General features: G+C 73.2%; 20 protein-coding genes, 1 pseudogene and 1 riboswitch. Of the genes and pseudogenes, 8 read left to right on the plus strand and 13 right to left on the minus strand.

Annotation, left to right across the window (positions count from 1 at the left end; all coding sequences use genetic code 11):
- Window positions 1-47: 47 nt before the first annotated feature.
- The 4 genes and pseudogenes from EF879_RS11290 to EF879_RS11305 form a co-directional block, all read right to left on the minus strand.
- Window positions 48-809, minus strand: coding sequence for an NAD(P)/FAD-dependent oxidoreductase (locus EF879_RS11290; protein ID WP_158624153.1), 762 nt, complete (start codon window positions 807-809; stop codon window positions 48-50).
- 117 nt (window positions 810-926) lie between these two features.
- Window positions 927-1,376: a type II toxin-antitoxin system PemK/MazF family toxin gene (locus tag EF879_RS11295; protein WP_370375476.1), complete on the minus strand. Its 450-nt coding sequence runs from the start codon at window positions 1,374-1,376 to the stop codon at window positions 927-929.
- A gap of 98 nt (window positions 1,377-1,474) precedes the next feature.
- The gene (locus EF879_RS11300) at window positions 1,475-2,083 is read right to left on the minus strand and encodes a hypothetical protein (RefSeq protein ID WP_123557618.1); all 609 of its coding nucleotides are present in this window, start codon (window positions 2,081-2,083) and stop codon (window positions 1,475-1,477) included.
- Between the two features lie 121 nt (window positions 2,084-2,204).
- A pseudogene (locus EF879_RS11305) lies at window positions 2,205-2,414 on the minus strand (DUF4432 family protein); the annotation flags it as partial.
- A 159-nt stretch (window positions 2,415-2,573) separates the two neighbouring features.
- Between EF879_RS11305 and EF879_RS27585 the strand changes: the two are divergent.
- Window positions 2,574-2,723, plus strand: a complete 150-nt coding sequence (locus tag EF879_RS27585) for a branched-chain amino acid ABC transporter permease (protein WP_199736315.1) — start codon at window positions 2,574-2,576, stop codon at window positions 2,721-2,723.
- Between the two features lie 58 nt (window positions 2,724-2,781).
- Here EF879_RS27585 and metH read toward each other — a convergent pair whose 3' ends face one another.
- From metH to EF879_RS11340, 6 genes are all read right to left on the minus strand, one after another.
- Window positions 2,782-6,423 carry a methionine synthase gene (gene metH / locus EF879_RS11315; protein WP_123557622.1) on the minus strand — a complete coding sequence of 1,214 codons (3,642 nt, stop codon included), beginning with the start codon at window positions 6,421-6,423 and terminating at the stop codon, window positions 2,782-2,784.
- 17 nt (window positions 6,424-6,440) lie between these two features.
- A riboswitch (S-adenosyl-L-homocysteine riboswitch) is annotated at window positions 6,441-6,529 on the minus strand.
- 68 nt (window positions 6,530-6,597) lie between these two features.
- A complete protein-coding gene (locus EF879_RS11320; protein WP_123557624.1) occupies window positions 6,598-7,425 on the minus strand; it encodes an alpha/beta fold hydrolase in 828 nt (275 codons plus the stop codon).
- Window positions 7,426-7,578: 153 nt separating this feature from the next.
- Complete coding sequence (locus tag EF879_RS11325; RefSeq protein WP_123557626.1) at window positions 7,579-9,969, minus strand: excinuclease ABC subunit UvrA; 2,391 nt, start codon at window positions 9,967-9,969, stop codon at window positions 7,579-7,581.
- 295 nt (window positions 9,970-10,264) lie between these two features.
- The gene (locus tag EF879_RS11330; RefSeq protein WP_123558370.1) at window positions 10,265-10,672 is read right to left on the minus strand and encodes a VOC family protein; all 408 of its coding nucleotides are present in this window, start codon (window positions 10,670-10,672) and stop codon (window positions 10,265-10,267) included.
- A 10-nt stretch (window positions 10,673-10,682) separates the two neighbouring features.
- Window positions 10,683-11,126, minus strand: coding sequence for a helix-turn-helix transcriptional regulator (locus EF879_RS11335; protein ID WP_123557628.1), 444 nt, complete (start codon window positions 11,124-11,126; stop codon window positions 10,683-10,685).
- Window positions 11,127-11,323: 197 nt separating this feature from the next.
- Window positions 11,324-13,498, minus strand: a complete 2,175-nt coding sequence (locus EF879_RS11340; RefSeq protein WP_123557630.1) for a prolyl oligopeptidase family serine peptidase — start codon at window positions 13,496-13,498, stop codon at window positions 11,324-11,326.
- Window positions 13,499-13,648: 150 nt separating this feature from the next.
- On the opposite strand from EF879_RS11340, the gene mshB reads away from it, so the two are divergent.
- The 3 genes from mshB to EF879_RS11355 all read left to right on the plus strand — a co-directional run bounded on the left by mshB (window position 13,649) and on the right by EF879_RS11355 (window position 15,792).
- Window positions 13,649-14,632 (plus strand): N-acetyl-1-D-myo-inositol-2-amino-2-deoxy-alpha-D-glucopyranoside deacetylase, encoded by a 984-nt coding sequence (gene mshB / locus EF879_RS11345; protein WP_370375477.1) that lies wholly within the window; start codon window positions 13,649-13,651, stop codon window positions 14,630-14,632.
- Window positions 14,629-15,111 (plus strand): hypothetical protein, encoded by a 483-nt coding sequence (locus EF879_RS11350; RefSeq protein WP_370375478.1) that lies wholly within the window; start codon window positions 14,629-14,631, stop codon window positions 15,109-15,111. Before mshB ends, EF879_RS11350 begins: the two co-directional genes overlap by 4 nt.
- Before the next feature lie 216 nt (window positions 15,112-15,327).
- Window positions 15,328-15,792, plus strand: a complete 465-nt coding sequence (locus tag EF879_RS11355) for a hypothetical protein (protein WP_123557634.1) — start codon at window positions 15,328-15,330, stop codon at window positions 15,790-15,792.
- A gap of 75 nt (window positions 15,793-15,867) precedes the next feature.
- Here EF879_RS11355 and EF879_RS11360 read toward each other — a convergent pair whose 3' ends face one another.
- Window positions 15,868-16,890 (minus strand): GNAT family N-acetyltransferase, encoded by a 1,023-nt coding sequence (locus tag EF879_RS11360; protein ID WP_123557636.1) that lies wholly within the window; start codon window positions 16,888-16,890, stop codon window positions 15,868-15,870.
- A 78-nt stretch (window positions 16,891-16,968) separates the two neighbouring features.
- Here EF879_RS11360 and fdxA point away from each other — a divergent pair, with 78 nt between their 5' ends.
- Both fdxA and dapC read left to right on the plus strand, forming a co-directional pair.
- Window positions 16,969-17,295: a ferredoxin gene (fdxA, locus tag EF879_RS11365; RefSeq protein ID WP_123557638.1), complete on the plus strand. Its 327-nt coding sequence runs from the start codon at window positions 16,969-16,971 to the stop codon at window positions 17,293-17,295.
- A 68-nt stretch (window positions 17,296-17,363) separates the two neighbouring features.
- Window positions 17,364-18,443: a succinyldiaminopimelate transaminase gene (gene dapC / locus EF879_RS11370; RefSeq protein WP_199736377.1), complete on the plus strand. Its 1,080-nt coding sequence runs from the start codon at window positions 17,364-17,366 to the stop codon at window positions 18,441-18,443.
- A gap of 166 nt (window positions 18,444-18,609) precedes the next feature.
- Here dapC and EF879_RS27590 read toward each other — a convergent pair whose 3' ends face one another.
- Entirely contained in the window at window positions 18,610-19,383 is a 774-nt protein-coding gene (locus tag EF879_RS27590; protein ID WP_199736317.1) for a hypothetical protein, read from the minus strand.
- A gap of 243 nt (window positions 19,384-19,626) precedes the next feature.
- Between EF879_RS27590 and EF879_RS11380 the strand changes: the two genes are divergently transcribed.
- Window positions 19,627-20,295: an SIMPL domain-containing protein gene (locus EF879_RS11380; RefSeq protein WP_123557642.1), complete on the plus strand. Its 669-nt coding sequence runs from the start codon at window positions 19,627-19,629 to the stop codon at window positions 20,293-20,295.
- Window positions 20,296-20,649: 354 nt separating this feature from the next.
- Complete coding sequence (locus EF879_RS11385; protein WP_123557644.1) at window positions 20,650-22,140, plus strand: class I tRNA ligase family protein; 1,491 nt, start codon at window positions 20,650-20,652, stop codon at window positions 22,138-22,140.
- Between the two features lies 1 nt (window position 22,141).
- Here the strand turns inward: EF879_RS11385 and EF879_RS11390 are convergent, their stop codons facing one another.
- Window positions 22,142-22,795, minus strand: a complete 654-nt coding sequence (locus tag EF879_RS11390) for a tetratricopeptide repeat protein (protein ID WP_233604380.1) — start codon at window positions 22,793-22,795, stop codon at window positions 22,142-22,144.
- Between the last annotated feature and the right edge of the window lie 166 nt (window positions 22,796-22,961).

The following is a 22,961-nucleotide window of genomic DNA, read 5'->3' on the forward strand; positions in this document are numbered from 1 at the left end:
AAGGGCCCCTTCCTATCGTTTTTGGTATAGGAAGGGGCCCTTCCTTGCTACTGGCCGAGCTGGGCGGCCATGCGGCGGCGCAGTGGGGGCACCGCGCCGATGGCGCGGAGCATGGTCCGGAACGCGGCCCGCCCGACGCGGTTGGTCGAGCCGGTTTGCCGGGCGTTACGGAGCGACTGCCGCACCGCGGCGAAGCCGTGGCCGCGCATCTGGCGCTCGTAGTCGTGCAGTGCCGGCCGCAGCGTCATTCTGCCGGCCTCGACCTCGGTGAGCATGCGGCACAGCAGCGCGGCGTCGCGCAGCGCCGTGTTGGCTCCCACCCCGGCCATCGGCGTCATGTTGTGGATCGCGTCGCCCAGCAGGGTGACCGGCCCGGTCTCCCACGCGCCGACCGGTGTCGCGCTGCGGAGCCGGATCGCGTTGACCGTCGTCGGGTCGGAGCCCTCGATCAACGCGCGCAGCGCGGGCGCCCAGCCCGCGGTACGGTCCAGCACGAGCCGCTGGAGGTCGGTTCCGGACAGCGCGTCGAGGCGGTCGGCCGGAAACGCGTCGGCCGCGTCCGCGTAGCCCCAGAGGACGTACGGGCGCGTGTGGTCGAGCAGGAACTCCCCGGGCGTGTCGTCCGTCGCGACTGCGGGGCTCCGGTCGGGTCGCCAGACGGCGGTGAAGAGGGACCCGCGGTTCTTCGGAACCACGAGGTTGACGTCCTGGGTGAGGACCCGGGGGAGCGCCGGATCACCGGTCTGCCCGCGGACTCGCCGGAGTTCCTCGCGGCGTACGCCGAGCAGCTGCGCCGCGTCCTCGCCCACCTCGCCGGATCGGCCACATCGTCCGGTGGGCCCGCCACCTGACGGACGGGGCGCCGGGTTGGTCCGGCACACTCGGCGGCGGGACCGCGTTCCGCGCGTCCGGGGCTCGGGCCGGCGTCAGCGCCAGCCGTACCCGGCGCGGAGCGCCTGGCTGACCCGCTCGAACCGCTCCCGGTCGAGGATGGCGCCCTCGCGGCGGATGCTGTCTTCCCGCATCGTCAGGACGCGGTCGAGGCGCACCCAGCTCGGCCGGTTGTCCCGGTCCCACGGGCCCGGGCCGAGGGCCAGCCAGTGGCGCTGCCCGTCCCGCTCACTCTGGCTGGAGAGCATCAGCCCGAAGAGGGTCCGACTCACCCGGCTGATCACCAGCACCGGCCGGTCCTTGCCCTGGCGCGGGTCGTCCTCGTACGGCACCCAGGTCCAGACGATCTCGCCCGGGTCGGCCCGCCCGTCGAGTTCGGGTGCGTAGACGAGCTGCCGCCGTCGCAGGGCCGCCACCTGACGCCGCCGCGCGACCTGTGCCGGAGTGGGGACGGCGGTACGGGGGGTGGGCACCCGTCGGGTCATCCGACCGACCGTCGCGGCCACGCCTTTCCAGAGATTCGCCACGGGGAGGCACCCTACCCGCCCACCTGCCAGCCCGACAGGTACCGGCGCAGCGGTGGTCAGCCGATCCGGGACACCAGGTTACGCAGCCAGATCGTCCACCGCGGGCTGTCGTGCACCTGCTCCGGGACCAGGTAGTGCTCCGCGTCGACTCGACGTATCACCTCGTCGCGTACGGGCAGCAGGATGAACTCGACACTGAACGGGCGTAACGGCCGCCCGAGCGACCGTTCGATCTCGTACACCACGGTGCCGCTGATGGCGGAGGTCGGGCCGGGTCGCTCGTAGCCGGCGCGTTGCCGCGCGGCGTGCCAGTCCCGGGCCTCGGGCCAGCGTTGGGCGACGATCCGGCGCAGCGCCGGGTACGGCGCCAGGCCGAGTGGATCGGGAGTGTCGTACGCCGGCTCCAGGTCGGCGCCGGACCGGATCGGCTGTCGGGTGGGGTCGACGAGCGAGAGCCACCAGCCGAGCCACTCCGCTCCGAGTACCTCGTCCGGCACATCGCCTCCCCGGGTCGGGGCCGGCGGTTGGGCGACGTCCAGCGGTCCGGGCACCAGCCGGTGCGGCGGCGGTTCGATCCGCTCCGCCGCCCTCATCCACAGTGCACAGTCGAGCAGCTGGTCCCATCTGCGGACGCCCATCCGCCAGGAGATCGGGCCACCGCGCACGACCGACTCCTCCCCGTGACCACGTACCGCCAGCGTAGTGAGCGGGGCGGCACGGAGAGGAGTCCTCGCGTGGGGTTCCGGGTCGTCCGACCGGACGTATCCGGGCCGGCGGGGCCGCGGGTCAGGCCGGCCCGATCCGGAACTCGAGCGCGTACCGGCGGGACTCGCCCGGCTGGAGCACCGGCAGCACCCCGCGCTCCCGGGCCTCGACCCGGCCGCCGATCACGGGGCAGTTCGCCGGCTCGATGCCCAGCACGTACGTGCCCCGGCGCAGGCTCTTCCACTGGAGCAGGGCCGGTAGCTGTCCACTGTGGAACACGGTGATGGTGACGCCTCGGGCTGCTCGCCGGCGTCGCGGGCTGTCTGTCGCTGGCCCACTTCAGCACCACCACGATCAGCGGGCACAGCGCGGACAACCTCTCCGCGATCGCCGCCGTGATTCTCGGCGCGGTCAGCCTCTTTCGGCGGCAGCGGCACGGTGGCCGGTACGGTGATCGGCCTGCTGATCCCGGCCGTGTTGCAGGGCGGGTTCGTGGCCGTCGGGGTGAACCCGTACTGGCGGTTCGTCACCGTCGGCGCGGTGTTGGTGCTCGCGGTCTACCTGGACCAACTGCGCCGGCGGCGCCGCTCGCGCAGCTGAGGCGGCGGCTCGGGGCGACGTTCCGGCCCGGCGACGGCACCGCCGGGTCGGAACGCGGTCACGACTCCGGGTCGTAGCCGAGGTTGGGGCGCAGCCACCGCTCGACCTCGGCCACCGTGAGCCCGCGCCGGGCCGCGTAGTCCTCGACCTGGTCCCGGCCCAGCCGCCCCACGGTGAAGTACCGGGACGCCGGGTGGGCGAAGTACAGTCCGCTGACCGCGGCGGCCGGGGTCATCGCGTACGACTCGGTCAGGCCGATGCCGAGCGTGTCGGCGCGGAGCAGCTCGAACAGGTCCCGCTTCAGGCTGTGGTCGGGGCTGGCTGGGTAGCCGAGCGCGGGGCGAATTCCCCGGAACCGTTCGGCGTGCAGGTCCTCGATCGCCGGGTTGGCGTCCGGCTCGTACCACTCCCGGCGGGCCCGCAGGTGCAGGTACTCGGCGAGCGCCTCGGCGAGCCGGTCGGCCAGCGCCTTGACCATGATCGCCCGATAGTCGTCGTGCCGCGCCTCGAAGCTGGCGGCCAGTTCCTCGGCGCCGTGGATCGCCACCGCGAAGCCGCCCAGGTGGTCGCCGGCCGGGGCGACGTAGTCGGCCAGGCAGCGGTTCGGTCGGCCGGCCGGCTTCTGGGTCTGCTGGCGCAGCATCGGAAACCGCGGCCCGTCCGCCAGCACGATGTCGTCGCCCTCGGAGTGGGCCGGCCAGAACCCGTACGTCCCGACGGCGGTCAGCGAGCCGTCCGCGACGATCTGGTCGAGCAGCGCGTTCGCGTCGTCGTAGAGTTCCCGGGCGACCGGCTGGTCGAGAATCGCCGGGAACTTCCCCTTCAGCTCCCAGGCGAGGAAGAGGAACTGCCAGTCGATCATCTCGCGGAGCGCGGGGAGCTCCGGCCGGACCGTCCGTACCCCGGTGAAGGCCGGCACCGGCAGCTCGTCGAAGGAGACCCGCTCGCGGTTCGCCCGCGCCTGCTCGAGGCTGAGCAGGGCGACCCGCTCCCGTCCCTCGTGTTGCTCCCGCAGCCGCTGCTGCTCCTCCCGGTTACGCGCGTCCAGCTCCTCGGCCCGCTCCGGGTTGAGCAGGTCCGAGACCACCCCGACCACCCGGGATGCGTCGAGCACGTGTACGGTGCTGCCGTCGTAGACGGGGGCGATCCGGACCGCGGTGTGCTGCCGCGACGTGGTCGCCCCGCCGATCAGCAGCGGCAGCTTCAGCCCGCGCCGCTGCATCTCGGTGGCGACCGTGACCATCTCGTCGAGCGACGGGGTGATCAGCCCGGAGAGGCCGATCACGTCGGCGCCCTCGGCGATGGCGGTGTCCAGGATCGTCGCGGCCGGCACCATCACGCCGAGGTCGATCACGTCGTAGTTGTTGCAGCCGAGGACGACCCCGACGATGTTCTTGCCGATGTCGTGCACGTCGCCCTTGACCGTCGCCAGCACCACCTTGCCCTGGCCGCGCTCACCGTCGAGCCGCCCCTCGGCCTGCGCCCGCTCCTTCTCCGCCGCCATGAACGGCTCCAGGTAGGCGACCGCGCGCTTCATCACCCGGGCCGACTTCACCACCTGGGGCAGGAACATCTTGCCCGAGCCGAAGAGGTCGCCGACGATCTTCATTCCGGCCATCAACGGGCCCTCGATCACGTCGAGCGGGCGCTCCGCCTGCTTGCGCGCCTCCTCGGTGTCCTCCTCGATGAAGTCGACGACGCCGTGGACCAGCGCGTACGACAGCCGTTCATCGACCGGCGCCTCCCGCCACGACAGGTCCACCGTCCGCTTGGTGCCGGAGCCGCTGACCGTCGACGCGAACGCGACCAGCCGGTCCGTGGCGTCCGGTCGCCGGTCGAAGAGCACGTCCTCGACCAGCTCCAGCAGGTCGGCCGGGATGTCCTGGTAGACGGCGAGCTGCCCGGCGTTGACGATCCCCATGTCCAGCCCGGCACGGACGGCGTGGAACAGGAACGCCGAGTGCATCGCCTCCCGGACCACCTCGTTGCCCCGGAACGCGAACGACAGGTTGGAGATGCCGCCGCTGGTCCGGGCCCCCGGGCAGCGCTCCTTGATCAGCGGCAGCGCGTCGATGAACGCCTTGGCGTACCCGTTGTGCTCGGCGATCCCGGTGGCGACGGCGAGGACGTTGGGGTCGAAGATGATGTCCTCGGGAGCGAACCCGGCCCGCTGGGTGAGCAGGTCGTACGCCCGGGCGCAGATTTCCACCTTCCGCTCGGTGGTCTCGGCCTGGCCGATCTCGTCGAAGGCCATCACCACCACGCCGGCGCCGTAGTCGCGGATCCGCCGCGCCTGGGCGAGGAACACCTCCTCGCCCTCCTTCAGGCTGATCGAGTTGACGATGCCCTTGCCCTGGACGCACTTGAGCCCGGCCTCCAGCACGCTCCAGCGCGAGCTGTCGATCATGATCGGGACCCGGGCCACCTCCGGCTCGGTCGCGAGCAGGTTCAGGAACGTCGTCATCGCCCGCTCGCTGTCGAGCAGGTCGGCGTCCATGTTGACGTCGAGGATGTTGGCGCCGCCGCGTACCTGCTCCAACGCGACGTCGATGGCGGCCTGGTAGTCGCCGGCCTCGATCAGCCGGCGGAACCGGGCCGAGCCGGTGACGTTGGTCCGCTCGCCGATCATCACGAAACCGGTGTCGGGCCCGATCGTGAACGGCTCCAGCCCGCTGAACCGGGTCCGGGCCGGCGGTACCGGCACCGGGCGCGGGCGCTGACCGGCCACGGCGGCGGCGATCTGCGCGATGTGCTCCGGGGTGGTGCCGCAGCAGCCGCCGACGATGTTGACCATGCCGGCGTCGACGAACTCGCGGATCAGCCGGGCGGTCTCCTCCGGCTCCTGGTCGTAGCCACCGAACGCGTTCGGCAGCCCGGCGTTGGGGTGGCAGGCGACGTACGTGCCGGCGAGCCGGGAGAGTTCGGCGACGTGCGGGCGCATCTCGGCGGCACCGAGCGAACAGTTGACCCCGACCACCAGTGGCTCGGCGTGTGCGATCGAGCTCCAGAACGCCTCGACGGTCTGGCCCGACAGGGTCCGGCCGCTCAGGTCGACGATGGTGACGGAGATCCAGAGCGGCAGGTCGGGGGCGACCTCGCGGGCGGCGGCGACCGCTGCCTTCGCGTTCAGGGTGTCGAAGATGGTCTCGATCAGCAGGACGTCCACCCCGCCCTCGGCGAGCGCCGCGATCTGCTCCGCGTACGCCGCCTTGACCTGGTCGAACGTCACCGCCCGGTACGCCGGGTCCTCGACGCTCGGCGAGAGCGAGAGCGTCACGTTCAGCGGGCCGACCGAGCCGGCGACGAACCTCCCGCCCGCCTCGTCGGCGGCCTGCCGGGCCAGCTGGGCGCCGCGCAGGTTCATCTCACGAACGAGAGCCTGGAGGCCGTAGTCGGCCTGGGCGATGCTCGTCGCGGTGAAGGTGTTCGTCGTGGTGATGTCCGCGCCCGCCGCCAGGTAGCGCCGGTGCACGTCGAGGACCACGTCCGGCCGGGTCAGGTTCAGCAGGTCCGGGTCGCCGGTGACGTCGTGTGGATGGTCGGCGAGCAGGTCGCCCCGGTAGTCCGCCGGGGTCAGCCCGGCGCCCTGCAGCATCGTGCCCCAGGCGCCGTCGAGCACCACGATCCGCTGTTCCAGCAGCTGTCGTAGGGCGGCGACCCGAGACGCGTGCTCGTCGGCGCGGCTTGGTGTCGTGCTCATCTCACCACCTCCGTATGTGAACGGAGGCGCCCTTACCAACGGAAACGGGTGAATCTCGGGCCGAGCGTGGCGGGCGTCCTCGCCCGTTGCAGCGCCTCTCGACCCGGGGACCGAGAATACCGGAACGCCCGCCAGCGGGCCGGGAACGCTCAGTGGCTGGGACGGATTGGATGGTCAGCCGGCGTCCCGGGACTCGGCGGCGACCCGGTCGAGCCACTCGCCCAGCAACGCGTCGAAAAGCGCCGGCTGCTCGATCTGGAGGTTGTGTCCCGCGACGTCGAGTACCGCGAAGCTCGCCCGCGGGTAGTGCGGGAGCAGCGCGAACTGGTCGACGTACCCGACGCTGGAGTCCTGCCGGCCGGTGAGGATCAGGGTGGGCCGTTCGTACGCCGGCCCGCTCTCCGGATCGGTGCCGAGCCGCCAGCGGCGCCGGATCCGCGCCAGCGCGGCACCGTCGGCGAGGTCGAGACCGACCATGATCTCGTCCCGGAACCGTCGCAGGGTCTCCGGCGACTGCACCACGGCGATCTCCGTGTACTCCGCGGCGAGCCGTGGGTCGAGCGACGCGACCAGCGCCGGGTCGGGGCGGAGCACCTGGAGCTCCGGGCGGTTCCGCTCGGCGTGCTCCACCGCCGTGCCGATCGGACAGATCAGGGCCAGCCCGAGCACCTGCTCCGGGCGGGCCCGGGCGAGGCCCCGGGCGAGGTAGCCGCCGTACGACTCGCCGACCAGCAGGAACGGGGCGTCGCCGATCGCCTCGTCGACCAGGTCCTGGACGGCGTCGAGGACGTCGTCGGAGCTGGCGATCGACTCCGGGGCCGGCGACCGGCCCATGCCGGGCAGGTCCGGGTAGATCCGGCGATATCCCGGCCGCCGTGCGAAGACCGGCTCCAGGCAGCCGCGCATCAGCCGGTGGTCGGGCGTCCAGCCGTGGAGTGCCAGCACCGGCACGCCCGAACCCTCCTCGACGACGTGCAGCGTGACCGGTGTCCGTCGGGTCATGGCGCTCCCCTCACGATCGTGGCTGGCGGTGTGCGCAGGAGATCGTGCCACCGGGGACCGACAATCCCGGCTCGGGCCGCCACGACACGGGTGGTGGGCTGGCCCCGACCCGGGTCGGGGCCAGGGGCGTCCGTACCGCAGCCGTACGTCTGGTCAGGCGCCGACGTAGGCCGCCAGGTGCTGGCCGGTGAGGGTGGATCGGGCGGCGACGAGCTCGGCGGGGGTGCCCTCGAAGACGATCTGACCGCCGTCGTGGCCGGCGCCGGGGCCGAGGTCGATGATCCAGTCGGCGTGCGCCATGACGGCCTGGTGGTGCTCGATGACGATGACCGACTTGCCGGAGTCGACGAGCCGGTCGAGCAGGCCGAGCAACTGCTCGACGTCGGCCAGGTGGAGGCCGGTGGTCGGCTCGTCCAGGACGTATACCCCGCCCGCGGCGGCCATGTGGGTGGCGAGCTTGAGCCGCTGCCGCTCGCCGCCGGAGAGCGTCGTGAGCGGCTGCCCGAGCGTGAGGTAGCCGAGCCCGACGTCGGCGAGCCGGTCCAGGATGGCGTGCGCGGCCGGCGAGCGCGCCTCGCCGGCGCCGAAGAACTCCCTGGCCTCGGTCACCGGCATCGCGAGGACCTCGCTGATGTCGCGACCGCCGAGCTTGTACTCCAGTACCGATGCCTGGAACCGCTTCCCCTCGCACTCCTCGCAGGTGGTCGCGACGCCGGCCATCATCGCGAGGTCGGTGTAGATGACCCCGGCGCCGTTGCAGGTGGGGCAGGCGCCCTCGGAGTTCGGGCTGAACAGCGCCGGCTTCACGCCGTTGGCCTTCGCGAACACCTTCCGGATCGGGTCGAGCAGCCCGGTGTACGTCGCCGGGTTGCTGCGCCGCGAGCCGCGGATCGGGGTCTGGTCGATCGCGACCACGCCGGCGTCGGCGGGGATCGAGCCGTGGATGAGGGAACTCTTGCCGGAGCCGGCGACGCCGGTGACGACGACGAGCACCCCGAGCGGGATGTCGACGTCGACGTTACGCAGGTTGTGCCGGTTCGCACCGCGGATCGGCAGCCGCCCGGTGGGCGTCCGCACCGTCTTCTTGAGGGCGGCCCGGTCGTCGAGGTGGCGGCCGGTGAGCGTCCCGCTGGCCCGCAGCCCCTCGACGGTGCCCTCGAAGCAGATGGTGCCGCCCGCGTTGCCCGCCCCGGGGCCGAGGTCGACGACGTGGTCGGCGATCGCGATCGTCTCGGGCTTGTGCTCCACGACGAGCACCGTGTTGCCCTTGTCGCGCAACCGCAGCAGCAGGTCGTTCATCCGCTGGATGTCGTGCGGGTGGAGGCCGATGGTCGGCTCGTCGAAGACGTAGGTGACGTCGGTCAGGGACGAGCCGAGGTGGCGGATCATCTTGGTGCGCTGCGCCTCGCCGCCGGAGAGCGTGGCCGAGGGCCGGTCCAGCGATAGGTAACCCAGCCCGATCTCCACGAACGAGTCGAGGAGGTGCCGCAGGTTCGCCAGCAGCGGTGCCACCGAGGGCTCGTCGAGGCCCCGTACCCACTCGGCCAGGTCGCTGATCTGCATCGCGCACGCGTCGGCGATGCTGATGCCCCGGATCTTGGAGGAACGGGCGGTCTCGTTGAGCCGGGTGCCGTCACACTCGGGGCACGTGGTGAACGTCACCGCCCGGTCCACGAACTCCCGGATGTGCGGCTGCATCGCCTCGCGGTCCTTGGCCAGCATCGACTTCTGCAGCTTCGGGATCAGACCCTCGTACGTCAGGTTGATGCCGTCGATCTTGATCTTGGTTGGCTCCCGGTAGAGCAGGTCGTTCAGCTCTCGCTTCGTGAACTCGCGGATCGGCTTGTTCGGGTCGAAGAAGCCGCATCCGCTGAAGATGCGGCCGTACCAGCCGTCCACGCTGTACCCCGGGATGGTCAGCGCGCCCTCGTTGAGCGACTTGCTGTCGTCGTAGAGCTGGGTCAGGTCGAAGTCGGTCACCCGGCCCATACCCTCGCAGCGCGGGCACATGCCGCCGGTGATCGTGAAGCTACGACGCTCCCTGACGGTCCGGCCGGCACGCTCGACGGTGACCGCACCCGCCCCGCTGACCGAGGCGACGTTGAACGAGAACGCCTGGGGTGAGCCGATGTGCGGTATCCCGAGCCGGCTGAACAGGATCCGCAGCAGCGCGTTCGCGTCGGTGACGGTGCCGACCGTCGAGCGGGGGTTCGCGCCGATCCGCTCCTGGTCGATGATGATCGCCGTCGTCAGCCCCTCCAGCAGGTCGACGTCCGGCCGGGACAGCGTCGGCATGAAACCCTGCACGAACGCGCTGTACGTCTCGTTGATCATCCGCTGCGACTCCGCGGCGATCGTGCCGAACACCAACGAGCTCTTGCCCGATCCGGAGACACCGGTGAAGACCGTCAGCCGGCGCTTGGGGATCTCGACGCTGACGTTCTTGAGGTTGTTCTCGCGCGCGCCGTGCACGCGGATCATGTCGTGGCTGTCGGCGACGTGCCGCGCGGGCGACTGCGGCTCCCTGGTCGTGGCCGTGCTCATCGTGTCTCCATCCGTGGACGGGGCCGCCCTCGGGCACGCCTGGCCCCGCCCTGGTGATTTGTGGTGCATTCGGGTCGTCGGTCTGGATCGCCGGCGCCGGTACGGCCCGGTGGCCACCGGCTCCTCGGCCGGTCCGGGCGCCGTACGCCCGGCCGGCGGATCCCGGGCCCGGACCGCGCACGGCGCAGGTCCCACCGTATCCACGTCCCCGGGGCAGGCAACGCCCCGGCCCCGGCCGGGCGCCGGAGCCCGGGACCGTGCCCCGGGTGGGTCGGGGCGGCACCTATCGGACGGCTCAGCGCAGCTCGTTGATGCGGATCAGGTTGCCCGCGGGGTCGCGGAACGCGCAGTCGCGAACCCCGTACGGCTGCTCGGTCGGCTCCTGAACGACCTCGGCACCGCTGGCCTCAAGCCGTGCGAAGACACCGTCGAGGTCCCGGGTGGCCAGGGTGAGGCCGGCGTACGTGCCCTTGGCCATCATCTTGGTGATCACGCGCCGCTCCTCCTCGGTGACCCCGGGGTCCGCGGCCGGCGGATGCAGGACCAGGGAGGTGGACTGGCCGGCGGGGCCGACCGTGATCCAGCGCATGCCGTCGTATCCGACGTCGTTGCGGACCTCGAAGCCGAGGGTGTCGCGGTAGAAGGTCAGCGAGGCGTCCGGGTCGAGGTGGGGGAGGAAGGTGTAGTGGATGCTGAGGTCCATGCCGGTCACGCTAGCCGCGGCGCCTGGCCTGGGCTTCTCGATTCCTGACCGGTCTGGTCACCTGCTTCGCCACGCACGGCGGCACCCCGGCCATCTCGCCGGACGCGATGCGCCGGTAGGTGCTGGGCGGGACACCGACCAACTCGGTGAAGCGGGTGCTGAAGGTGCCCAACGACGCACAGCCGACCGCGAAACAGACCTCGGTGACGCTGAGGTCACCCCGACGCAGCAGCGCCATCGCGCGCTCGATGCGTCGGGTCATCAGATAGGAGTACGGCGACTCGCCGTAGGCGAGCCGGAACTCGCGGCTGAGGTGTCCGGCCGACATGGCGACGCCGCGGGCGAGCGCCTCCACATCCAGCGGCCGCGCGTACTCCCGGTCGATCCGGTCACGGACCCGGCGTAGCCGGGCGAGGTCGCGCAGGCGCTGCGCCTCGGCGCTTCTGCTGGTCACCGAGCGATCGTGCCACCCTGCGCCGACATCCGCCCAGCGCCGCCAACCGGTCGGCGACGCTTCGGGCGTACTCCCCGATCCCGTCGAGCGCGAGGTTGTCGACGCCGGCCACCGGGACCGCCGACGACAGCCCACCGGGTCGTCAGCCGCGCGTCGTGTCGTGATCAGTTCCGGGGATCCCGAGCGGGTGTCCGGGGTCAGAGGTGCTGGCGGAGGAAGTCGAGCTCCAGGGCGAGCAGCCGCTCGGCGGTGCCGCCGGTCGCCATGTGGGTGGCTCCGGTCAGCGGGATCACCGAGTGTGGGCGCCCGGCGGCCAGCAGGGCGGCGGAGAGCCGCAGGGTGTGCGCGGCGACCACGTTGTCGTCGGCGAGACCGTGGACGAGCAGGATCGGCCGGGCCTCGGCGTGGTGCCGCACCGGCTCGGCGGCGAGTTCGAGCAGCGAGTGGTGGGCGTACACCTCCGGACTCTCCGCCGGCATCCCGAGGTAGCGCTCGGCGTACGCGGTGTCGTACAGGCTCCAGTCGGTGACCGGTGCCCCGGCGATGGCGCACCGGAACAGATCCGGTCGGCAGAGCACGGCGAGCGCGGCCAGCCAACCCCCGAACGACCAGCCCCGGACCGCGACCCGGTTGAGGTCGAGGTCGGGATGCTTGCCGGTGAGCGCGGTGAGCGCGTCCGCCTGGTCGGCGAGGATCACGTCGGCGAGCCGCCGGTGGACCACCTTCTCGAACGAGGGCGCCACGCCCGGCGTACCCCGGTTGTCGACCGTGACCACCGCGAACCCGGCGTCGGCCCACCACTGCCGCTCCAGCCAGGCCGACCGGGTCGCGACGACCTCCTGGTGCCCGGGGCCACCGTAGACGTCGAGCAGGACCGGCAGTCGGCGGCCGGCGACGTGGTTGGTGGGGTAGACCACCGCGGCCGGCAGCCGGCGGTCGGTGACCCGCTCCAGCGCCGGACGTGGGGCGTACGGCGGGGTCGCGGCCAGGTTCCGTAGCCGGCCGACCTCCCGGTCGCCCTGCCAGACAGCCCAGATCCCGCCGGGCTCGTCGAGCGAGCGGGAGTGCACCACCAGGACGTCCCCGCCGACCACCGCCGAGTGCCAGCCCGGGTCGGCGGTCATCCGCCGGGCGTCGATCCCGCCGGCCCCGATCGTGGTCCGGACCCGGAACAGGTGCTGTTGGCTCGGTTCGCCGCTGCTCCCCTCGACCAGCAGGTCCGGACTGCCGTTGCGGGTGGGGAGCCACCCGACGACCCGGCGGACGTAGAGCGAGGGCGGGGTGAGCAGGGTGCCGTCGGCGAAGAGGCAGCGGGCGTCGTAGCCGTCGTGCGCGAGTTCACCCCCCACCAGGACCCGGCCGTCGGGCAGGTGCCGGGGCGTACCGGCGACCGGATCGACCCACCGCGGGTCGGCGAGTTCGGCGTGCACCTGGGTCTCCCCGGTCCGCGGGTCGACGGCGAGCACCAGCCCGTGCTGCTGCAACCGGCGCAGCACGGTGATCAGCGGGCCTGTCTCGGCCCACTCCACCGAGATCAGGTACGGGTAGGTCTCGCGGTCCCAGTGCACGTCGACCCAGCCGCCGTCGAGGTCGAGCAGGTGCAGGCTGACCTCGGCGTTCGGTCCTCCCGCGCGGGGGTAGGCGACCGCGCGCGGCGGGTCGGCCGGATCGCCGGGGTCGTGCAGGTACCAGCGGGGCAGCCGCGACTCGTCGACCCGGGCGGCCAGGATCGACCGCCCGTCCGGCGCCCACCAGTAGCCCCGGAACCGGCCGAACTCCTCGGCGGCGACGAACTCGGCCAGGCCCCAGGTGACGCCGTTCTCCTCGCCGGCCAGCAGGGTGTCGGTGCCGTCCGGGCCGATCACCCGAAGCTGCCCCGGGCGGGCGTCCGGGGCGTTTCGGCCGCCGGCCGGCCGGGCCGGCTCGGTGACGTCGGTGACGTACGCCAGCCGCTCGCCGGTCGGGTCTGGCCGGGGGTCCACCGGCGGCGCGGCGACGGCGACCTCGACCACGTCGCCGTGGATCAGGTCGGCCCGGAACAGCCGGCCGCCGAGCGGGAAGACCGCGACCCGGGCGGCCGGGTCGGTGGCGTACGACACGATTCCCGCCGCGGTCAGTCGGCGCCGCTCCCGCAGCGCCCGTTCGGTCGGGTGTGGTTCGTCGTCGCCACCGTCGTCGAGCAGCACGGCCGGGTCGGCGACCAGCCGCTCGGTGCCGGAGGCGACGTCGAAGAGCCAGAGCGCGTCGACCGGGTCGGTCGGGCCCGCGGAGCGGAGGAACACGACCCGGGACCCGTCGTTGGCCACCGTCACGGACCGCGGCGCGCCGCAGGTGAAGCGGCGGGTGCGGGCGGCCAGCTCCGGGTAGTCCACACGGTGATCGTAGGGCCGGGGCCGGCCGGATGTGGCCGAGCCGAGGCACGACCACCGGTCCGGTACCGGTAGCGGGTGCGTGACTCTCCGGATGTGCTGACTCACTCCCTGAGTACGGCGGCCCGGGACCGGACGCGTAGAGTTGCCTGGGTGACGACCCTGACCGTCCCGTCCGACCCGGGCGAGGCCGAGCGCCTTCCCGCCCGGCGTCTGCTGTTGGTGCACGCGCACCCCGACGACGAGTCGATCGGCACCGGCGCCACCATGGCGTACTACGCCGCGTCCGGTGCCCACGTCACCCTGGTCACCTGTACCCTCGGCGAGGAGGGCGAGATCCACGTGCCGGCGCTGGCCGGGCTCGCCGCCGCCGAGGCCGACCAGCTCGGCGGATACCGGATCAGTGAACTCGCCGCCGCCTGTGCGGCGCTGGGCGTGACCGATCACCGCTTCCTCGGGGGCGCGGGGCGGTACCGCGACTCCGGAATGATGGGGCTGCCCACCAACGACCACCCGCGGGCGTTCTGGCGGGCGGACCTCGACGAGGCCGCCGGACACCTGCTCGAGGTCATCCGGGAGGTTCGCCCGCAGGTGCTGGTCACGTACGACCCGAACGGCTTCTATGGGCACCCGGACCACATCCAGGCACACCGGGTGGCGATGCGCGCGGCGGAGCTGGCCGCGGCCGAGGGCGTCGGCCCGGCCAAGATCTACTGGACGGCGATGCCGACCAGCGTGCTGGAGGCCGGCCTGGCCGCCTTCGCCGAGGTGGATGTGGCGAACAACCCGTTCGCGGGGACGCAACGGGCGGAGGATCTGCCGTTCGGCACCCCGGACGAGCAGATCGCGGCCCGGATCGACGCCACCGACCACCACGCCGCCAAGGAGGCGGCGATGCGGGCGCACGCCACCCAGATTCCCGACGACTCGTGGCTGTACTCGATCGCCAGCAACTTCGGCGGTGAGTTCATGGGGGTGGAGTACTACACCCTCGCCGCCGGGGTGAAGGGACCGGGCGCCGGCCCGTACGGGTGGGAGGACGATCTCTTCGCCGGGCTCGCCCTCGACCCGGCCGAGTCGGCGGTGCGGATTCCGTCGCCGGGCTCCGGGGCGCCCGCGGAGGCGGGCGCCCGGTGACCCTGCCCAGCCCGGCCATGTCCGCGCCCCCGGAGCCATCCCCGGAGCCACCGCCGGCGGAGCGGTCGGCCCTGCTGGCCGCGGTCGACCTGGCCCTGCGGATCGTCGGGGGCGTGGTCGCGGTCGTCGGGGCGGTGGTCACCGCCGTCCTGGAGCTGATCCTGTCGACGCTGCGGGTCGGCGGCGTGCTGGTCGGGCTCTCGGCACTGCTCGCCGTCGTCGCCAACGTGGCGCTGAGCTGGTTCGCGCCCCGGGCGGTCGGCCACCGGTGGGCGCTCGCGCTGCCCGCGGTCGTCTGGTTCGGGCTGATGGTGGTCGCGGCCGGCGGTACCGCCGAGGGCGACATCCTGCTCGCCAGCGACAACTGGGTGGGGCTGGCGATGATCTTCGCCGGGTCGGTGACCTTCGCCGTGATGGGGTTCCGGTTGATCATCGCGCCCCGGCGGGCCGAGCCACCGGCACCGCCCGCTGACGGGTAGGCCCCGCGGACATCCCGCCGGTCCCGGCGGGTTGATCGCCGACCCGTGCGTCTCGGCCTGCCCACGGCCGTCCGACAGGCCGCGATCTCGTGGCGGCGGGCCGGATTCCGGCTCCCGGCGTACGCGGTCCATGGCTCCATTCCGTTGGCGGTGGTACAAATCTGGGTCAGAAATGCCCTCACCACAATGGGCCCCCTACCCCCAGAAGGACGTGCCATGAAGGAGCGTTGGCGGTCGGTCGGAGTGCTCGCGGGCGTGCTGTTCGGGATCAACGTGGTGGCCCGGTTGGTGTCCCGATTCGCCTTCGGCGAGGACACCGAGATGCAGGACCGGCTCTCGTTGGCCATGTTCGCCGTGATCGGGCTGATCCTGGCGACCCTCGCGTTCGTGCGGGGCCGGCGCCGGCCGCTGCCCGACTGGGCCGGCGAGATGGCGCTCTCGGTCCTGATCGCGATGCTGTTGACGATCCTCGTCGGACCGTTCATCAGCGGCAGCCAGCCGTTTGCCGCCGGTGCCGGCGCGTTCTTCTCGCAGGTCTGGCTCTACGCCGGTTTCACCGCCGGCGGCGCGATCCTCGGGTACCTGTTGCTGACCGCGTTCGGGCTGGACTACCGGTCCCAGTCGCTCAAGCGCTTCGCGGAGGCGAAGCAGTCGAAACCCCGCCGGCCGGTCCGCCGCTGACCCGTCCCGTCCGCCGGCCGCCCGCTGTCCCCTCGTTCGTACCGCGCGGGCTGCCGGGTGACGCCCGGGCCGCGGTCAGTCGGACGGCTCGGTGCGGGTCTGGTACGTGTGGTGGGTGGTGAAGCCCAGCCGCCGGTAGAGCGTCACCGCCGCCTCGTTGTGCTCCTCGACCTGGAGAAAGGCGTCCGTCGCGCCCTGCTGCGCGGCCCAGAGCGCGAGTGCCCGGACCACGTGCCGGGCGAGTCCCCGGCGCCGGGCCGCGGGGACCACCTCCAGCAGGGTCAGTCCGAGCCAGCGGCCCTGGCCGGTCACCGTGCCCCGGGCTATCGCGAGCAGCTCGCGCCCGCCGTCCGGTGGGGCCGGCTCGGCGTACACGTGCGCGAAGCGAACCTGGTCCACGGCGGTGAGCACGTGGTACGCGGCGGCCGGCAGCGCGGAGCCGTCCGCCTCCTCACCCCGCTCGCTGGCCTGCCTCCCCTTGCGCTTCGCGACCAGGGCGAGCCACCCCGCCGACGGCGTCGTGGCCAGCTCCACGGCCGGCAGATCCGGACGCTCGGGGGTGGCGGCCAGGATCGTCGCCAGCGGTGCGGTCTGGACCAGCACCGGCGGGCGGCGGCCCCAGCCCTGGTCGTCGAGCGCCACGCCGACCGGCGTGGCCAGCGGCAGCGGGACGTTGACCAGTGCCGGTTGGCCCTGCTCCGCGTACCAACGCCGGATCGCGTCGATCGCCTCGGGCAGCGGCCGGTCCGGGTCGCCGACCGGCAGCGCGGAGTTCGCCCGGCCGGTCCAGCCCTCGGCGGCGCGCAGCAGCCAGTCGCCGAGCCGGCCGCGGACCGGGGCTGGCCAGGCCTCGTCGGCGGCGCGCTCCAGCTCGACCACGGCGGCGGCGCCGGGCCGCCGGGCCGGCGGCACCCGCTTGGCCCGGTGCACCTCGGCCAGCGGGACCCGCAGCGGGCCGTCCCGGGTGACCAGCGTGAGGTGGGTCTCGGTCAGTTCGACGAGTTCACCGAGGGCGTCGGTGTAGCGGGGGCGATCGGCGGCATCACCGATGATCCGGCGGACGACCACTCGCTGTCCCACATCCCGCCGTCCGAGCACGATCGACCCCCTCCCCGGCGACATACTAGGCTCTAACCGTCGCGGTCGATCGCGGCTGGCTTGCGGAGGAGAAGATCGGTGACCTACATCATCGCCGAGCCGTGTGTGGATGTGCTCGACAAGGCGTGCATTGAGGAGTGCCCGGTCGACTGCATCTACGAGGGCAACCGGATGCTCTACATCCACCCCGACGAGTGCGTCGACTGCGGTGCCTGTGAGCCGGTCTGCCCGGTAGAAGCGATCTTCTACGAGGACGACGTCCCGGAGCAGTGGAAGGACTACACCACCGCGAACTACGAGTTCTTCGAGGACCTCGGTTCGCCCGGCGGCGCCTCCAAGATCGGCAAGATCGACAAGGACAGCCCCTTCGTCGCGGCCCAGCCGCCGCGCGGGGAGGGGCACTGAGCGGCACTCCGGCCTCCGGGTCGGGCAGCGGTACGCCGGCCGGCGCGGCGGCGAGGCGTGGCGCCGGCCTGCCGGACTTTCCCTGGGACCTGCTCGAACCGGCCAAGGCCCGCGCGGCGCGGCACCCCGACGGCATCGTCGATCTCTCGGTCGGCACTCCCGTCGATCCGGTCCCGGCGCTGATCCAGGCTGCCCTGGCGGCGGCCTCGGACGCCCCCGGCTACCCGCTGACCGCCGGCAGCCCGGCGCTCCGTGCCGCGGTGACCGGTTGGGTGGCCCGGGCCTGTGACGCGGACCCGGAGACGGTCGGAGTGTTGCCGACCATCGGCTCCAAGGAACTCGTTGCCTGGCTGCCGACCCTGCTCGGGGTCGGCCCCGGTGACGTGGTCGTGATTCCCCGGATCTGCTACCCGACGTACGAGGTCGGGGCCCGGCTCGCCGGGGCGGAGGTCATCCGGGCCGATTCGCTCACCGCGCTCGGCCCGGACCCCCGGGTACGGCTGATCTGGGTGAACTCGCCGTCCAACCCGACCGGTCGGGTGCTGCCGCCGGCGCACCTGCGCAAGATCGTGGAGTGGGCGCGCGAGCGTGGGGTGGTGGTCGCCAGCGACGAGTGCTACCTGGCGCTGGGCTGGGAGGAGACGCCGACCTCGATCCTCTCCGCCGAGGTCGCCGGCGGCGACTACCGCAACCTCCTGGCCGTGCACTCGCTCTCCAAGCGGTCCAACCTGGCCGGCTACCGGGCCGGCTTCGTCGCCGGGGACCCTTCCCTGGTCCGGGACCTGGTCGCGGTGCGCAAGCACGCCGGGATGATCCTGCCCGCCCCGGTGCAGGCGGCGATGGTCGCGGCGCTCGGGGACGAGGAGCACGTGGCCGCGCAGCGGGCCCGATACGCCGTTCGCCGCGAGGTGCTGCGGGACGCGCTGGTCAAGGCCGGATTCGAGATCGAGCATTCGACGGCCGGGCTCTACCTGTGGGCCACCCGGGACGAGGACTGCTGGACCACGGTGGACTGGTTGGCCGAGCGGGGGATCCTGGTCGCCCCGGGGGACTTCTACGGTCCCGCCGGCAACCGGCACGTCCGGGTCGCACTCACCGCCACCGACGAGCGGGTGGCCGCCGCCGCCGACCGGCTGGTGGCGGCCTGATCCGTACGCCGTGTGCCGCCCGAGCCAGGCGGCGACGAGACCGAACAAGCGCAGCAGGTGGCGGCGGAGGAACCGGCCGACCGTGGCGGCCAGCCCCCGGAGCGATCGGGCCGACACGACGATCGCGGCCAGGCCCCCGACCGGTCAGGTGATCCAGCCGGGGACCTCAGGGGCGCCGGATACCGGTCGTGGACGGGCGGGCCCGAGGCGTCCACCCGGCCGGTGGGACGGCGCGGTCGTGCTCGTCGTCACGGTCGTCACCGTCGTGGGCAGGGGCGAGGGCGCCACCGGCGAGCGGGCGGGATCCGGCCCGCCACGGGTCCGTTCGGTCGGTGGTGCCGGTCGGGTCGGTGTCGTTGGTCCAGTCGGTGGCGTCGGGCCAGCCGGTGTCGTCGGCCCGGCGCGACACCGGTTCCCCCGACCGGTTCGGGATCGGCAGCCCCAGGCCGTCGGCGCCGAGCGGTCGGTCCGACTCGGCCGTACCGGACTCGCCGTCCGAGGGAGACGGCTCCGGCTCCGGCTTCGGCCACCGCCGCCATCGCTGGACGCTGGCCGCCCCGACGAGCAGTAGCGATCCCAGGGCCAGCGCGGTGCCGGTTCGGACCGGGACGCTCAGGTCGACCGTGCGACCCGCCACGGCGACGTCGCGGTCCAGCAGGTTCAGCAGCTGCGGACTGGTCAGCGGCCCCAGGCCGGCGATCACCAGGAATGCGCCGGCGAGTACGGCGCCCAGCGGCGAGAACCGGAGCGCGGAGGCGAGTCCGAGCAGTACTCCGGCCGCAGCCAGGGTCAGGGCGGGGAGGACGAGCCGGCCGCCGTTACCGCCGCTGTCGAGTATGGTCGCGAACTCCCGCGCGGACCGGTCCTGCCCGGCGGCGAGCAGAAACCAGACCAGCGGGGTCATGACAAGCGCGTAGACCACCGTGCCGATGTGCCGCATGCCGGCAACGTACCGATCCGGTGATCGTTCGTCGCAGCGGCGAAAGCGAAACTTAAGGAAGAGCGTGACGGCGTTGACCTGGGACGTCGCGGATGTAACAGGGCAGCCGAATCGGGCGCTCTAACCGGGGATCATCATGCCCAGAAACGGATCGGAATGACGGCGGAAATGGCGCCGTCTCCGGCTGGGGGCGGCCCGGCCGGACGGCCGGCTCCGTCCGGAGCACGGGGCTAGGCTGACCGGATGACCGATCGTCCGACCGTCGATCCGACGCTCCTCGTCCGGGGTGAGGCGGTCTGGGAGGTGCCACCGGAGCTTGCCCGGTTCGCCGTGACCGTGTCGGTGCGGGACCGGCACCGCGCGGCGGCGCTGGCCCGGCTCACCGAGCGGACCGACGCCGTCCGCGGGGTGATCGACGGCTACGGCGCCGCGGTCGAGCGCCGGGAAACCGGCCAGCTGTGGGTACGCCCCGAGCGGAAACGCGGCGGCGATCGGGTCGCCGCGTACGTCGGAAGCGCCACCACCACGGTTGCCGTGACCGACTTCGCGGTCCTCGGCGAGCTGATGCTCCGCCTCGCCGACCAGGACCAGACCGCCGTGGCGGGCCCGTGGTGGGAGCTGCGCCCCGGCAGTCCGGCGCATCGGGAGGCCCGGCGGGCCGCGGTCGCCGACGCGATCACCCGGGCCCGGGAGTACGCCGCCGCGCTCGGCGCGGAGGTGACCCGCCTGCTGGAACTCTCCGACACCGGTCCGGCGGAGCGGCCGGTGATGTTCGCCCGGGCGGCGTACGCCGGGTCCGGGGACGGTGCGACGCCGGAACTCGACCTCGATCCGCAGCTCCAGACCGTACAGGCCACGGTGGAGGCCCGGTTCGCGATCAGTCCGCCCCGGCTGGACGTCGCACCGGCCTGAACCCGATCGGGTCGCGTTCTCCCGGCCGGTCACCCGCCGCCCGGCGACGCGCACATGAGCCGGATCAGGGGCCGGCGGCGCGGCGCGCCGTCCCGGTCGGTGGCGGTGACGGCCGCGGGGCGGCATGGCGAACACGGTCGCCGGGGACCAGTGGCGAGCCCAAATCCGTTTGCCGAACCCGTCCGGTTCGGCCTAGCGTGCCGGCATGTTCGCCGCGACCCACGCCATGCGCCGGCCCCTCGGGGGCCGGTACTAGTCGCGCGCGTCCACCCGCGTCACACGGGTCCCTTGCCAGCCGAGGGGCCCGTGTCCGTTTCCGGTCCGGGCCCCTCCGTCCCTTCCCGGAGGAGCGCCATGACCTACCTGACCACTCCGATCTACTACGTCAACGACGTGCCGCACGTCGGGCACGCGTACACGACGGTCCTCGCCGACGCGCTGGCCCGCTGGCACCGCCTGGCCGGGCGCCCCGTCCGGCTGATCACCGGCACCGACGAGCACGGCGCCAAGGTGCAGCGGGCGGCCGCCGAGGTCGGCGTGACGCCGGCCGCGCTCGCCACGACCACCGCCGGGCGGTTCCGGTCCACCTGGGACCGGCTCGGCATCGGGTACGACGAGTTCATCCGTACCACCTCGGCCACGCACCGGCGCACCGTGACCACCCTGCTGACCCGGCTGTACGAGGCGGGCCACCTCCGGCGGGCCCGGTACGACGGCCGGTACTGCGTGGCCTGCGAGGCGTACACGACTCGGGCGGTCTGCCCGGTGCACGGCCGGCCGACCGAGCAGATCGGCGAGGAGAACTGGTTCTTCCGGCTCTCCGCGTTCGCCGGGCCGCTGGCCGAGTGGTTCGACCGGTGCCCGGACGCGGTCCAGCCGGCCGAGCGGCGGAACGAGGCGCTCGGCTGGCTGCGTCGCGGGCTGGTCGACTTCTCGATCAGCCGGGCCAACCTGACCTGGGGAATCCCGCTGCCCTGGGAGCCGACCCAGGTGACGTACGTCTGGTTCGACGCGCTCGCCAGCTATCTCACCGCCGCCGGCTGGCCGGAGCCCGACTTCCACCGCTGGTGGCCGCCGCGGCACGTCATCGGCAAGGACATCGTGCGGTTCCATGCGGTCTACTGGCCGGCGATCCTGCTCGCGGCCGGGTTGCCGCTGCCGGAGCGGGTCACGGTGCACGGATTCCTGCTCCAGCGCGGCAGCAAGATCGCAAAGTCGGGGGAGCGGGCGGTGCCGCTGGACGACCTGATCGACCGGTTCGGCCCGGAGGCGTTGCGCTACCACCTGTTGCGGGACAACCCGGTCGGTCCGGACGGGGAGTTCTCGGTGGCCGCGGTCGAGGCGCGGTACCGGGCCGACCTCGCCAACACCCTCGGCAACCTGCTGTCCCGGGTGACCGCCCTGGTCGTCTCGCACCACGGCGGGCTCGGTCCGGCACCCCGCCCCGACTCGCCACTCGCACCGGTCGCGGCCGAGTGCGCCGAGACGGGCGTGGCCGGCTGGGAGGCCGGGCAGCCGGCCGAGGCGCTTACCGCCGCCTGGCGGCTGGTGGCGGCGGCCAACGCGTACCTGGTCTCGGCGCGGCCGTGGCGGACCGCGCCCGGCTCGGCCGAGGCGGTGGAGGTGCTCGGGGCCGCGCTGGAGGCGCTGCGGATCGTCGCCGTCCTGGCCGCGCCGGCGATTCCGCGGACCGCCGCCCGGATCTGGCGGCAGCTCGGCCTCGACGGGTACGCGCCCCGGGTCCCCGCCGACCTGGCCTGGGGCGGCTATCCGGGCGGTCGTCCGGTGGAGCGTGCCACGCCGCTGTTTCCCCGGCTGACCCCGCCGGCCCAGCCGGTCCGGTAGCTCAGGACGCCGGTTCGGACCGCGGGTGGGCCCGGGCGGCGCGTACGACCTCCCGCGCCGTCCGGGCCCGCTCCTCGTCGTGCGGCCGGCCCAGCGTACGCGCGAGCTCGACGGCCCGGTCGAGCAGCGCCAGCGCCTCGTCACGGCGCCCCGCCGCGTGGCACGTCTCGGCGTAGCTGTGCAGAAACTCAATCTCCATCTGTGTCTCGGACAGCGGTTCCAGCAGCTCGAGGGCGCGCCGGTGGTGGTCGAGCGCCTTCTCGGGCGACCCCGTGATCCGCAGCGCGACCCCGAGGTAGTTGTGACACCACGCCTGGTTGTGCGGCAGGTTGCTCTGCTCGGCGACCCGTAACGCGTCGTGCAGCGCGCGCAGCGACTCCGCCGGATCGTCCGGGGCCAGGGCGACCCCGAGGGTGACCAGCCCGGTGAGCCGCGCAGGCCCGTCGGCCAGGGCGAGGGAGGCCCGGGCGAGGTCGACGGCCTCGGTGCGCCGCCCGAGGCGGAGGGTCACCCATCCGTCGAAGGCCAGTGCCTGGGACTGCCCGGCGCGGTGCCCGAGCTTCTCGAACAGCGCGTGTGCCCGGCGGAAGTGCTCCTGTGCCGCCTCCAGGTCGCCGAGATCCCGGCGTGCGAAACCGACGCGCAGCGCCAACACGGCCGCGGTGTCGTCGTCCGGCCCCGCCTGCTCGGCCCGTTCGTAGGCGGCGAGCGCCTCGGTGAGGCGTCCGGCGGCGGCCCGGGCGTACCCGAGGTCCGCGAGCAGCGACGCCCGCTCCCGGTCGCGGCCGAGACGTCCCGCGGCTCCTCGTCGGCGGCGAGCT

Source organism: Micromonospora sp. HM5-17 (assembly GCF_003762835.1).
GTDB lineage: Bacteria > Actinomycetota > Actinomycetes > Mycobacteriales > Micromonosporaceae > Plantactinospora.

Excerpts from the sequence above, each read along its gene's own strand:
- metH (WP_123557622.1), bottom strand. The coding sequence starts at position 6,423 with ATGAGCACGACACCAAGCCGCGCCGACGAGCACGCGTCTCGGGTCGCC.
- EF879_RS27590 (WP_199736317.1), bottom strand. The coding sequence starts at position 19,383 with ATGCGGCACATCGGCACGGTGGTCTACGCGCTTGTCATGACCCCGCTG.
- EF879_RS11330 (WP_123558370.1), bottom strand. The coding sequence starts at position 10,672 with ATGGACCTCAGCATCCACTACACCTTCCTCCCCCACCTCGACCCGGAC.
- EF879_RS11385 (WP_123557644.1), top strand. The coding sequence starts at position 20,650 with ATGACCTACCTGACCACTCCGATCTACTACGTCAACGACGTGCCGCAC.
- EF879_RS11380 (WP_123557642.1), top strand. The coding sequence starts at position 19,627 with ATGACCGATCGTCCGACCGTCGATCCGACGCTCCTCGTCCGGGGTGAG.
- EF879_RS11355 (WP_123557634.1), top strand. The coding sequence starts at position 15,328 with ATGAAGGAGCGTTGGCGGTCGGTCGGAGTGCTCGCGGGCGTGCTGTTC.
- EF879_RS11325 (WP_123557626.1), bottom strand. The coding sequence starts at position 9,969 with ATGAGCACGGCCACGACCAGGGAGCCGCAGTCGCCCGCGCGGCACGTC.
- EF879_RS11320 (WP_123557624.1), bottom strand. The coding sequence starts at position 7,425 with ATGACCCGACGGACACCGGTCACGCTGCACGTCGTCGAGGAGGGTTCG.
- EF879_RS11295 (WP_370375476.1), bottom strand. The coding sequence starts at position 1,376 with ATGACCCGACGGGTGCCCACCCCCCGTACCGCCGTCCCCACTCCGGCA.